The 12,174-nt window shown below is 45.8% G+C and carries 10 protein-coding genes; 1 reads left to right on the top strand and 9 read right to left on the bottom strand.

Annotated elements, in window-relative coordinates; translation table 11 throughout:
• Positions 1–69 precede the first annotated feature (69 nt).
• From G630_RS0115115 to G630_RS0115075, 9 genes are all read right to left on the bottom strand, one after another.
• The gene (locus G630_RS0115115) at positions 70–1,266 is read right to left on the bottom strand and encodes a glycosyltransferase family 4 protein (protein ID WP_026499062.1); all 1,197 of its coding nucleotides are present in this window, start codon (positions 1,264–1,266) and stop codon (positions 70–72) included.
• Entirely contained in the window at positions 1,263–1,754 is a 492-nt protein-coding gene (locus G630_RS0115110; protein ID WP_026499061.1) for a hypothetical protein, read from the bottom strand. The genes G630_RS0115115 and G630_RS0115110 overlap by 4 nt, the downstream gene beginning before the upstream one ends.
• A gap of 74 nt (positions 1,755–1,828) precedes the next feature.
• The gene (locus tag G630_RS0115105) at positions 1,829–3,037 is read right to left on the bottom strand and encodes an ABC transporter ATP-binding protein (RefSeq protein ID WP_026499060.1); all 1,209 of its coding nucleotides are present in this window, start codon (positions 3,035–3,037) and stop codon (positions 1,829–1,831) included.
• A 24-nt stretch (positions 3,038–3,061) separates the two neighbouring features.
• Positions 3,062–3,850 carry an ABC transporter permease gene (locus G630_RS0115100; RefSeq protein WP_330363816.1) on the bottom strand — a complete coding sequence of 263 codons (789 nt, stop codon included), beginning with the start codon at positions 3,848–3,850 and terminating at the stop codon, positions 3,062–3,064.
• Between the two features lie 75 nt (positions 3,851–3,925).
• Positions 3,926–4,867, bottom strand: coding sequence for a GDP-mannose 4,6-dehydratase (locus G630_RS0115095; RefSeq protein WP_026499058.1), 942 nt, complete (start codon positions 4,865–4,867; stop codon positions 3,926–3,928).
• A gap of 174 nt (positions 4,868–5,041) precedes the next feature.
• Positions 5,042–5,380 (bottom strand): hypothetical protein, encoded by a 339-nt coding sequence (locus tag G630_RS0115090; RefSeq protein ID WP_026499057.1) that lies wholly within the window; start codon positions 5,378–5,380, stop codon positions 5,042–5,044.
• 81 nt (positions 5,381–5,461) lie between these two features.
• The gene (locus G630_RS0115085) at positions 5,462–6,592 is read right to left on the bottom strand and encodes a glycosyltransferase (protein WP_026499056.1); all 1,131 of its coding nucleotides are present in this window, start codon (positions 6,590–6,592) and stop codon (positions 5,462–5,464) included.
• Entirely contained in the window at positions 6,592–7,638 is a 1,047-nt protein-coding gene (gene gmd / locus G630_RS0115080; protein ID WP_334291324.1) for a GDP-mannose 4,6-dehydratase, read from the bottom strand. The genes G630_RS0115085 and gmd overlap by 1 nt, the downstream gene beginning before the upstream one ends.
• 157 nt (positions 7,639–7,795) lie before the next feature.
• Positions 7,796–10,429 carry a glycosyltransferase family 4 protein gene (locus G630_RS0115075; protein ID WP_081667984.1) on the bottom strand — a complete coding sequence of 878 codons (2,634 nt, stop codon included), beginning with the start codon at positions 10,427–10,429 and terminating at the stop codon, positions 7,796–7,798.
• A gap of 564 nt (positions 10,430–10,993) precedes the next feature.
• On the opposite strand from G630_RS0115075, the gene G630_RS0115055 reads away from it, so the two are divergent.
• The gene (locus G630_RS0115055) at positions 10,994–11,794 is read left to right on the top strand and encodes a hypothetical protein (protein ID WP_026499051.1); all 801 of its coding nucleotides are present in this window, start codon (positions 10,994–10,996) and stop codon (positions 11,792–11,794) included.
• The last annotated feature ends 380 nt before the right edge of the window (positions 11,795–12,174 follow it).

Here is a 12,174-nt window from a genome sequence, read left to right as displayed (position 1 = left end):
CTCCGTATGCTTAATTTCCGGACCCCTCATCCGGCGCTGCGCGCCACCTCCCCCCAAGGGGAAGGCAGATTATTTTTCTTCACCCTCATTCAATATGTCAGTATCTACATACTCGATGAGTTCTGCAAGTTTGCCGCAGATGATGTTCCATCTGAATCTTGTGTTGACGTATTCTTTGCCCTTTTCGCCCATCTCGTCGCGAAGTTCAGGATTTCTAAGGAGCTGTAGGCTCTTGGATTCAAAGCCATAATAGTTGGTGTAGTAGAAGCCGCCACCGCACTTGTCGCAGTGACCCTTAAGTACTTCGCACTCACCGTTTACCAGTACGGGCTTGCCAAGGCTAAATGCCTCAAGCACAACTATAGATAAGCTCTCGAACTTCGAAGGAAGAACGAGGAATTTGGAGCCTGCCATTCCGTCGAATTTATCCTGCTCGCTGACAAAGCCAAGAGGCACTATATCCGGGTGATTAGGGATCTCTATAACCGGCTTCCCTATAAGCACGAGCTTTAAGTCATCGGGATGAGCCTTCTTATATTTTAAGAAGAAGTCAAATAGTTCCTTACAATTCTTGCCTTCATCAATTCTTCCGGCATAGATTATGTAGTTATCAAGGCCGTACTTCTTCTTAAAATCCTCCCCGCATACTCTATCCGGAACCTCGACTCCAGCTCCGCCAAGTCTGTAGGGAATGTGGTAGTTGTTATATTTTCTTCTTACAAGGTCTCTCTCTTCATCTGTCTCGAAGAGGAATGCCTTAGGAAGTTTAAATACGTCATCGAATATCCTCATCCTAAGGAAAGGCTCATCGTGAGCAAGGGGAAGCACTATTGATTTCTCAGGTACAATGCTTATTCCCTTAACGATAGGATAATAGAGGTAGGTCATAAAGATGAATGCCTCATAGTCATCCTTGTGATCCCTTATGTAGTCTAATAACTCGGGAACATAAGGCCCCTGCTCGGTTATCCATCTGTTCTCCAGAGCAGGAGAGAGCATCCTGTGAAGGAACACCCAGTTTATTGCATTAAAAATGCGGATGTTTCTACACTTCTTTACAGAAAAACGGCGAACCTTAACGCCGTTTATGTCTTCTTCATCCGCCTTATATTCATCCTTCCAGGTCATGTAGTCAATGGCCTTGGTGGTGAGAACATGAACCTCGTATCTGTCAGTCATGCGCTCCGCAAGCTGCTTGCAAAGCGTCTCAGCACCGCCGTTGACCTCTGTACCGTATCTTTGTATTACAAAACAAATCTTTTTCATTTATTATTCTCTTCCAATACCAGCAATCTGGTAGCAAGCTCTTCTTCAGCTTTTTCAATCGTATCAAGTCTCTTGTAAAGCTCTGCCCTGCTATTAACAACATTCTCATCATTAGGGGCAAGACTTCCGCCATTCTGCTCTATGTAGAGGAATATCTGATTGAGGCACTGAACAACTGCCAGGTTGAAAGCAACCTGCTGCTCGTTCATAGGTCTTATAACGGGAAGAAAGAGCTTTCTCAAAGCTTTTTTCACAAAACCCTTTGCTCCACCTCCGGGAATAGGCGTATCCACAGATACGTTATAGCCTCTCTTCAAATCCTCCATGAGCTGTCTGAGACGGTCGAAACTGTAATTTTCATCAAGCACTACCATGTCATCAACTACCACGTCACTAAAATCGGGTATGTTATCTGAATAACCGCGCTGCTCTTCGCTTTTTTCAAGCTCCTGTATGAGCTGTTCCATGCTTATTTTCTTATGACTCATGTTCTCTCCGATTGAGTTATCTCTTTCAATAAATCCGATATGACCGGATCATCATTGGTACTAATATCCGGCTATCAGACAATCCTCCAAGTGGTGTCATAGTGGATAATTCCGGTCTCGCTGACAGGATTAGTCACATCTATCTTGCAATACTCCCTATAGTAATCAAGGGGACTTCTGCTAAGGTCCGTTATGGAAACCTGAAGCCTGTATTTTCCTGTAAGGAGGTTCAGGGGCGCACAGTCAATCTCAATTGTGCCCTTGCCAACCTTATCTCCATTCAGGTGAAGATTCTTGTTGGTTGACTCTATACCAAAAATGCATCTCTGATCACCGTCAAAGATACTGTAGGCAAAGATGAAGCCTTTAACAGGCTTAACCACGTTGTATTTTACCCTCATGGTGTAGTTCTCGTTTGCATCAAGTGCTCTGGTAACCTCACCCTTGGAATTAATAATCTCGCAGGCTTCTATAGCCACTTCTCCGCTTCCATAATGATTGGAGTCGGCGGACTGCTCAACGGGTCTGCCCTCTGCCTTGGCCCTCTCAGCATTCATGTAAGCAAGATACTCATCTACAACGGGGTTGGACTCACCTTCTGCACGAATTTCTCCACCATGAATCCAGATAGCTCTCTCGCAAAAGCTTCTAACAGTTCCAAGCGCATGTGTAACAATTACTATTGTTACGCCCTTTTCTTTAAGTCCGCGCATGTAGTCATAGCACTTGGCCTGGAAATTGGCATCACCTACCGCCAGAATCTCATCCACTAGAAGAATCTCGGCATCCACATTAACAGAAACCGCGAAAGCAAGTCTTGTGTACATACCTGATGAATAGGATCTTACCGGCTGGTCAATGAATTCTCCAAGCTCTGAAAATGCGATTATACTATCAACACGCTCATCAATCTCCTTCTTCGTAAGTCCGTAGATTGATGCGTTGTTATAGATGTTCTCACGGCCGGTCATGTCGGGATGGAAGCCGGCACCAAGCTCCAGAAGACTGGATACACGTCCTCTCATGGTGATGCTTCCTTCATCGGGATAGAGGATTTTGGTCAATAGCTTTAGTGTAGTACTCTTACCGCAGCCGTTATGTCCGATAAGTGCGATGGCCTCGCCCTTTTTGACTTTAAAGCTGATATTCTTTAGGACAGTTCTTTTATCATAGGCTCTTCTCTTTTTGAAAAGAGACATCTCCTTTAATGTCTGTCCTCTGTCATGATATATTTTGAATTCCTTTTTTACGTTTTCTACTTCAATTGCGTATTGTTCGCTCATTTTATCCTTACCACTTTTCTATAATTACATCTGCTCAGCGAATCCGCGCTGAAGTCTGTCAAACAGGAACCATCCGACTATCAGAGAAAAGATACCCATAAAGCAGGCAATTCCCAGGGTGTCAAGTTCAGGTGTCTGCTGGTAGAACAGTATATCTCTGTAAGCAACTATGACAGAGGTCATAGGATTAAAGTAAAAGATCTTAATAAGCTTGGGCGGCAACTGATCTACGGAATACATAATAGGAGTCATGAACTGCCATGCCATGCAGAGAATACCCATGATGTACTTTACGTCTCTAAGGTATACGTTCCATGCGCAGAGAATAAATGTGAGTCCAAGCGCCATGGCGTATTCGATTATCATAATAAGGGGAAGATACACGTAAACAATGGGGTTTGTAAAGCGTCCGTCTACCCACAGTGCCAGAAACACAATTATGAAGCAGAATAGCATGTTTACAAACTGGCTGGTAACGTAGGATATCGGTATGACTTCTCTGGGGAAGTAGATTTTCTTAACTATTCCCTCTGAATCGCGGATGCATCCGCTTCCTTCGTTCATACATGTACTAAAGAAGATCCACGGAACAAGTGCCACAAACAGATGGAGGTAATAGTCCTCTATGTTACTTCTCATGATTACTGAGAAGAGGAGGGTATATACAAGGAGCTGGAACAGCGGGTTTAGGAAGGTCCACATAAATCCGAGTACTGAACCCTTGTATCTTCCACGCAAGTCTCTGTGGACAGTACTGAAAATCATCTGTCTGTAGTCATATAATTCCTGGACACGGTCGATTGTTTTTGCCAAAATTGTACCTCTTTTTCCCCTCATCCGGCGCTTCGCGCCACCTTCCCCCCAAGGGGAAGGCTAGATGGGATTTTTTTATTTTCTGTTGTTTTCGATCTCAACATAATAGTCGAAAAGTTCTTTTGCTGTGTCGAATATGTTGTATTCGGGTTCCCAGCCGAGATCTCTGGTGATCTTGGAGTGATCGCACCAGATAACGGGGTTCTCAACGGGACGTACGAGCTTGGGATCAGTCTCTATTGTGATAGGCTGGTCTGAAAGGCTCGTTATGTACTCAAGGAGTTTTCTAAGCGGAACGGATTCTCCGTTACCGACGTTGTAGATCTCCTTGCAATTCTCACTCTCTATTATCATACGGTAAGCTCTGACTACGTCCTTGACGTTACTGAAGTCGCGGCTTACTTCAAGGTTACCGACTCTCATGGTTCCGGGTTTACCACTGCAGGATATCTCTGCTGCCTGCTTGCACCAGGAAGGAATTACGAAGTTATCGCTCTGTCCAACGCCTGTGTGATTGAACGCGCGGACGTGGTATACCTTCATACCATAGTAGTCACGGTATACTGCTGAGAACTGTTCAAGCATTACCTTGGATATTCCATAAGGGTTGGATGCATTGAGCTTGGTGTTCTCATCCATGGGTTTATCTGTGATGTCGTACTCTTCACTGGAACCAATAAGAAGGACCTTGGTATCAAGGTCGTTGTCGCGAACTGCCTCAAGGATATTTAGGGCACCGCTGACGTTTACTTCAACTGTAGTGCGCGGTATCTTCCAGGATAGTCCAACATTACTGATAGCTGCAAGGTTTACAATATGTGTAGGTCTTACTGACGCAACTATAGATTTAACTCTGTCTGAATCGGAAAGGTCCGCAACAAAGGTTCCGTCCATGTCGGGCGAATCCTGTATGCCGATGCGGTCGCTTCCGTATACGTCATAGCCATTCTTTTTGAATTCTGCTGCGAGGTAGCTTCCTACAAAACCACCGACGCCGAAGATTAGAACCTTTTTCATAGTTACCTTCTTCCCCTCATCCGGCGCTTCGCGCCACCTTCCCCCCAAGGGGAAGGCAATGAGTATTTTCCACACTCTCACGAGTAATAAATTTGGTTCGACACACTATTGTAACTTATTTTGTAATTTTTGGAAAGTGTGATAAATAAACCACTACCGATTAGTAGTGTATTCTCATATTTCCAAATTGGTAAGTGCATCGTAAAACATAAACATGTCGAACAGACTGTGTGCAATCTCTTTATCGTTCTTTCCCAACTTCCCTGCATCAAATGCCAGGCTTTCACATCTTGCATTTGATAGTACCATATCATCCGGCGAGCCAAGAAAGAAATTCATATCTTTTCCAAGAGATGTTGCCAATAGCGATTCATCATCCATTTTAAGATCTGCTTTGCCGCTTAACACTCTACTAACCTTACTCTTCTCCCAACCTGTAACCAGAGTAATGTAAGCATTTTTAATTTTTCTTTCCTTCAAATAAATATTTATATTCTCTATAAACTTATTCATCTCTATACATCCGTTGCAATGCAATTATGTAAAAATAATCAGAATCATTTATTGATCCTGATTATTCCGTATAGCATCATGTTATTTATATACTGTAACACCTTCGAGCTGCTTGGTTACAAATATAGCGTACTGTTCGTCGACAAATCTCTTAAGTCTCTCCTTGAACACGCTCTCATCGAATTCCATAGCGTGGGCGCGGAGTTTTTCCTTATCAAAGCTCATCTTCTCGAATCTGTGAATCGCATCGAGGAGGGATTCGGGTGTGGGTTCGTCGAAGAATACACCTGTTTCGTTCTCGATTACGGTTTCAAGGATTCCGCCCTTACCAAGGGCTATTACGGGTCTGCCGCTGGCCTGAGCTTCAAGAGGAGTGATTCCGAAGTCCTCTACTCCGGGGAATATGAGAGCTTTGCATTTTGCATAGTAATCAAGGAGCTCCTCATCCGGAACGAAGCCGAGGAATTTAACGGTGGGTCCTGCCATCTGTTCAAGTTTCTCACGCATGGGGCCTGTTCCTATTACGTAGAGGGGCAGGTTTTCCTTAGTAGCCGCTCTGACTGCGAGCTCGATTCCCTTGTACTCCTGAAGTCTTGATACGCAGAGGTAGAAGTTGCCGTCCTCCTCGGAGGTGTGGAACATTCTCATGCGCACAGGGCAATGGATAACGTAGGCGTCTCTTCTGTAGTGTTTGTGGATTCGCCTTGCGACATTGACGGAGTTTGCAACAAATACGTCAACGCGCGCTTCCGTTACGTAGTCCCACATTCTCATGAAGGTCATGAAATATGAGATCATTTTCTGTTTGAATGCGCCCTTGCCCGTCAGGGGACCGATGTAGTTGAATCTCTGCTCCCAAGCGTATCTCATGGGTGTGTTGCAGTAGCAGATGTGAAGTGTGTCGGGACCTGTGATTACGCTCTTGCCAACACTTGTGCTGCTGCTTATGACTACGTCATAGCCGTTTAAGTTGATGCTCTCCATTGCGGTGGGCATGAACGGGAAGAGTTTCCTGTGATTTAACGGCTTTTTCTCCGTCTTCTGAAGATGAGTTGTGCGAATATCGGCGTCACGAAGGGCTCCCGTCATGTTCATCCTGTTGCACATGGATGTGAAGATGGGAGCGTCCGGAAACACTTCATGCATATTTATTATTACGTTTTCCGCACCGCCCATGAAGGGAAGCCAGTCGTGTACGATTGCTACTCTCATTACGCCCTTGCTTTCTTTTCCTGCTTAGCGAGTTCTCTGTCGTGTTTAGCCATGATCTCTACGAGCTGCTCGTAGCTTGTCTTCTGAGGGTTCCAACCAAGTGTTGTCTTAGCCTTAGTGGGATCTCCCCAAAGGTCGTCAACGTCTGTGGGACGGAGCCACTCTGCGTTTACGCATACAAGCATTTTGCCTGTCTCTGCGTCGTAGCCCTTCTCATCAGCGCCTGTGCCTTCCCAGCGAAGCTTGATGCCGTTTGCTGCGAATGCCTTCTCTGTGAAGTCGCGTACTGTGTGCTGTACGCCTGTTGCGATTACGAAGTCATCAGGTGTATCCTGCTGCATGATGAGCCACATGCACTCTACATAGTCCTTAGCATAGCCCCAGTCACGCTTGGAATCAAGGTTGCCGAGTTCAAGGTGATCCTGAAGTCCCTCTGCGATGCGGCCTGCTGCCAGTGTGATTTTTCTTGTAACGAAGTTCTCACCGCGGCGCTCTGACTCGTGGTTGAAGAGGATTCCGTTTACTGCGAACATGTCATAAGCTTCACGATACTCCTTGATCATCCAGAAGCCGTACTGCTTAGCTACAGCGTAAGGGCTGTAGGGATGGAAAGGTGTGGTCTCCTTCTGAGGAAGCTCCTCAACTTTACCATAGAGCTCAGATGTGGATGCCTGATATACCTTTGTTTTCTTAGTGAGTCCGAGTGCTCTTACTGCCTCAAGGATTCTGAGGACGCCGATAGCGTCAACCTCTCCTGTGTACTCAGGTGCGTCAAATGATACCTGTACGTGAGACTGAGCAGCAAGGTTGTATATTTCGTCAGGCTCTATCTCGTGGATAAGTCTGAAAAGTGATGAAGAATCAGACATATCTGCGTCATGTACCTTGATCTTGTTCTCTGCGAGGAGGTGGTCGATCTTGGCTGTATTAGATATGGAAGAACGACGAACTGTGCCGTGTACTTCATAGCCCTTCTCAAGAAGGAACTCTGCAAGATATGAACCATCCTGACCGTTGATACCTGTGATAAGTGCCTTTTTCATTATTTATCTCCTTTGTTTTTTGATACTTCTTAATTTACATAGTTAGACAATTTAATATCATAGCGCATTTTCACGAATTTGAAAAGAGGTGCCTAAGGTATTCCCCTACATTCCTATAAAATATCAGGCTGCTGGTAAAGGCAGCCTGATATTGGAAAAACTATTTGATTGCCCCAAGAATTCTCTTTGCAGAATTCTTCCACGAGTATGTTTTTATATAGAAGTTTCTGTCCTCTTCTGTGATGCAATCTTTTTCATTATTTAGTGTGTCTATGTCAAATGCATTGATGTTCTTAGGGTCAAAGAAGTAGCAGCCCTTGGTGTATATCTCGCGAAGGACCGGTATGTCCGCTAACGCGATGTGCTTTACGCCTGAGAGGATGGCCTCCATGGGTGGTATGCCGAAGCCTTCATATAATGAAGGGAAGATGAAGGCGTGGGCGTAGGCATACAGAGTGAGCAGGTCTTCGTCAGAGATGTAACCGGTGAGGATGAGGTTGTGGGGAACCTTGCCGGGTGTTGTTCCTGCCGGTACGCTGTTTTCTGTGTCGTCTATGGTCATATCTCCCGATGAGCCGAAGGATCTTGCTGCGCTGCCGCCTGCTACCACGAATTTTCTGTCGGGGTATTTTTTCGCAAGCTTCTTAATGAATTTCTGGTTCTTGTGAAGGTTCTTGCTGCCGACGCTGAGGTAGTAGGGGTCAGTAGGGGATAGGCCCCATTTTGCGAGGGTGTTGATATCATCAGTGGTAATTGGGGTTGTAGCATTTTCTTCTATAGTATTTTGTGACTTGCTATTTTCATGAGAATTGTCTGATTCTCTATTTTCAGGTGTACTTTGTAATCTGCTGTTCTCAAGTATTTGCTCCGCGGAGTTCCCGGCTATTGTGAATCTATCCTCATCGAGTTCGTAGAAAGCTATGAGCTCATCGCGGCTAAATTCCGAGATCGTGATGATGCCCTTGCATCTATAGAGGGTGATGAGGTAGCCCCAACGGTACATGAGGCGGAAGGCTTTTCCGTAGGAGTCGGGGTAGCGCATGAAGGATATGTCGTGAGTTGCCACGTAATCCGGCTTAATCGCGGGCGCTATTCCGGCGAGTGTGAGGATGGTTCCTCTCTTTTTATAGGCAAAAAGCGGCAGATATATCTGGGTCCACTTGTTGCCGTTGCCTTTTCCTATGACTGCCAGCTCAATGTTCTTAAAGTCAGGCGTCGTCACCAGTTCGCCTTGCGGGAGCGCGAGGATGGCTTCGCCGGGCTCCACCATTTTGTCGATCTGCTTGATGATCTCGATGCCGTAGCGCTGAACGCCGGTGACAGGCTGCGCGAAGATTCTGCCGCTTATAATGAGCGGGCGATCTTTGCTAAAGCCTGGGTGGGGGTAGCGGCGGCCTGCCATCTCAATTCCTATCATGACAAAGAGCATGAATTCCGTCCCTGGCCAGGTCTGCGCATCAAATGTGATGGCCATGACGAGCTGGGGAAGGAGCAGGTAGTAGATAAGATTTCTGGATTTCAGGCTGTTTTTCAGGACTATCAGGAGCTGCGCTGCAAACAGGATGAAGGCGAAGATTCCATGGTCCAGCAGCATGGTGCTAAAGGAGTTGTCGATGGCGGGTATTACTTCGTATTTTTCAATAAGCCAGGTAGTTTCCTTCAGGATGTTGTCGCCTTTGCCCTGGCCTCTTCCAAAGAGGAATCGTCCTATTCCCTCTTCGCGCATGCTGTCCGCTGTGACTTTTAATGTGTCGATGCGGAAGGTGTAGGAGGGGTCCTCGCGCCAGTTAGTTCCGAAGAATCTCTCGTAGATCGTGCCTGCCACTCCGGTGATGTAGAGGAGGGTCAGGACGAGGATTACGGTGATGGCGATCAGGAGGATCTTGGTGACGGTGGGTAGGGGCTTTTTGCCTGATTGGTTGGTTGTATTCTGGTTGATTGATAAGTTTGCTGTGGTTCCGATTGCGTTGGTTGTCCTGTTTTTGTTGTTGCGGAGTCTGAGTAACAGTAATATCGGGAGCGCAGCGAGGACAAGATATGCTGATCTTGTGAAGCTTGCGTAGATTCCGGCGATTCCAATGAAAAGCAGGATGAACCTTATTATGTTATCCGGGATTGACCTATTGAATTTTTCCCCCAAAGAAAAGATCACGATGGATACCAGCAGCAGCATGAAGGTGGCCGCTATTATTGGGTGTATGTACACCGATACCATGCGGTGCGGTGCCGAGATGAAGTATTTGGCCGCTTCCTCGCTGATGGCGATGGGCGGGAAGGTGCACTGCACCCACCAGATGATGCCGACGATTGAGGTTACCGCCAGAAGGACTGCGAGTATTTGCAGGGTTCTGCCGGGTCTTTTAGCATACTTTTTTCCATATAAAAAGCCGGAGTAGACGAGTAGGTAGAGTGTGAGGCCGCTGATCAGGGTTCTGGCCGAGCGTCCGAGGTGCAGGGCCTGGTAGAGCAGGCACAGAATCGCGGTCAGGGTGAGCATCCAGTACCTTACTACGAATTCGCGAAGGTGCAGGTTGGTGCCGGACTCCGGGGTTTTTCGGTGCCTGAGCGGCGGGATTTTGTTTGTCAGAAAGGTCAGCAGCACGAAGGCAAGCGCCATGGTCATCAGGGCATAGTACGGGCGCTGTACGGAGCAGAGCCTGAGCGTCACCGCGATAATGAGTCCGATGACCGGGTAGAGGGTGAGGATGAATTCCGTGATCCTTGCCGGTATGGGCAGCTTGGGCTGTATGGATTTTTTATCGTTATTACTATTGTTGATAGTACTTGTCGTCATGATTTGACTTGGTTCCCTTTTTATTTTTTCTGTATCTATAATAACTGAAAAATCGGGGTTGTGGGATTTTTTCTGTGTGAGGGGCGTGAAGTATTGTGGAGGATTATGTTAGGGGCTGTAGTGATGTTAGGTGTTGTAGTGATATTAGATGCCGGGCATTGTATTGAGGATACTGGGGATATTAGATTATGGAGCTTGTCTTAGGCTGCTTGAAGTTTGAATTGTAGTGATGAGATTTAGTTATTTTGACTCATATTGCGCATTAATTTTGCACGCTTGACATTTGTTATGATTCTATGTTAATATGCAATCTCTATCGGAGAGAATGTCTTTTTGCAAGATTTTTCATCTTGCGTTTTCCATTTTGAAAACATTTAAAAATTTTGACAACGGATTCCATTCCACAAATTCCATTCCGTTACATATGGTTTTTTCAGATATTGGCATGTGTTTTGCTTTTATCTGTCCCTTTTTGCGGCCTTTTTGCGCCCATTAAGGTTTGATTTTTGTACTCAAAATGCGATTTTCCTCAATTTATAAGTTGTTTAAGTGAAAGGAGATTTTATGTCTGAGGTTGATATTAACAAGGAATTTTCAAGGAGAGAGGCAGAACTTAGCAAGGTTATGAAGGTCTGCGAAAGCAAGCTTAAGAAGGCGCCTTCGGGGAGGCTCAAGGTGAGAAATTATAAGGGGAAGTCTTACTATTATGTTAGTGGGGGCGGCGCAGATTCTCGTCTAAAGTACCTTCGGAACAGTGAGTACGACAAGGCTAAGCAGCTTGCTCAGCGCGACTACGATGCGCGCACGTTGGACGCGGTCAACAGAGAGCTTTCGGCAATTCACAGCTATCAAAAGAAGATGCCGGCCAAGACTTACGAGCAAACTTATGATGCTTTAAATCCGGGTAGGAAGGTTCTGATCACTCCGCATTTTTTACCAGATTCAGAGTTTGTGAAGGGTTGGCTGGAGGAGCCTTATGAGCCCTATGAGATTGAGCCCGGTGTGGCTAAGCATTACACGGACTTGGGCGAGGAAGTGCGCTCAAAGTCTGAGGTTATGATTGCCAACGCGCTTATGAAAGCAGGGATTCCCTACAAGTATGAGTGTCCGCTATTTCTTGGTGATGTGAAGGTGCATCCTGATTTTACTATTCTGAAGATGCCTTCGAGGAAGGTTGTTTACTGGGAGCATCTGGGGCGGCTTGATGATCCGGGTTATGTTGAGAGGAATTTGCTTAAGAAGATTGATGAGTATGAAGAGAGTGGAATTTTCCTGGGTGATGGGTTGATTATAACCAGGGAAACGGCTGCGACACCGCTGAATATTAAGAAGGTTATGAGGATAATTGACCATTATTTGATGTGATGGTGGGATGAATAAGGCTTTTTCTCTTGATGGTGTTTGATTTAAGCTTGATTTTGTCTGGTTTGATTTGAGTTTGGTCTCGTTGAATCTCTATTGCTCTGGCTGGATCTCGATTTGCTCTTGTTTACACTTAACTTGCTCTGGGGTAAATCCTACTAGGGTTTTTGGCTTGGCAGATTTATCTCTTTAGGCCTCATTTGGTCTGGAGATAAAACCTGCTCAGGATTTCCGGTTGGCGGATTTACCTCTTTTGCTCTTATTTGCTCCGGACGTAAATCTTACTAACAATTGTTCGCGATTGGTGTTATCTCAGGCCAGTACAGAGCTCCCGCGAGATAAAACTTATAGATGATTATCCCTTGCCGGATTTATCTTTTTCT

This window comes from Butyrivibrio sp. WCD2001, from assembly GCF_000424485.1.
Taxonomy (GTDB): Bacteria; Bacillota; Clostridia; order Lachnospirales; family Lachnospiraceae; genus Butyrivibrio.
Note: the sequence above shows the minus strand (reverse complement) of the source record. Positions and strands in the feature narration are given on the sequence as shown.

Excerpts from the sequence above, each read along its gene's own strand:
- G630_RS0115115 (WP_026499062.1), bottom strand. The coding sequence starts at position 1,266 with ATGAAAAAGATTTGTTTTGTAATACAAAGATACGGTACAGAGGTCAAC.
- G630_RS0115090 (WP_026499057.1), bottom strand. The coding sequence starts at position 5,380 with ATGAATAAGTTTATAGAGAATATAAATATTTATTTGAAGGAAAGAAAA.
- G630_RS0115055 (WP_026499051.1), top strand. The coding sequence starts at position 10,994 with ATGTCTGAGGTTGATATTAACAAGGAATTTTCAAGGAGAGAGGCAGAA.
- G630_RS0115105 (WP_026499060.1), bottom strand. The coding sequence starts at position 3,037 with ATGAGCGAACAATACGCAATTGAAGTAGAAAACGTAAAAAAGGAATTC.
- G630_RS0115085 (WP_026499056.1), bottom strand. The coding sequence starts at position 6,592 with ATGAGAGTAGCAATCGTACACGACTGGCTTCCCTTCATGGGCGGTGCG.
- G630_RS0115075 (WP_081667984.1), bottom strand. The coding sequence starts at position 10,429 with ATGACGACAAGTACTATCAACAATAGTAATAACGATAAAAAATCCATA.
- G630_RS0115095 (WP_026499058.1), bottom strand. The coding sequence starts at position 4,867 with ATGAAAAAGGTTCTAATCTTCGGCGTCGGTGGTTTTGTAGGAAGCTAC.
- G630_RS0115110 (WP_026499061.1), bottom strand. The coding sequence starts at position 1,754 with ATGAGTCATAAGAAAATAAGCATGGAACAGCTCATACAGGAGCTTGAA.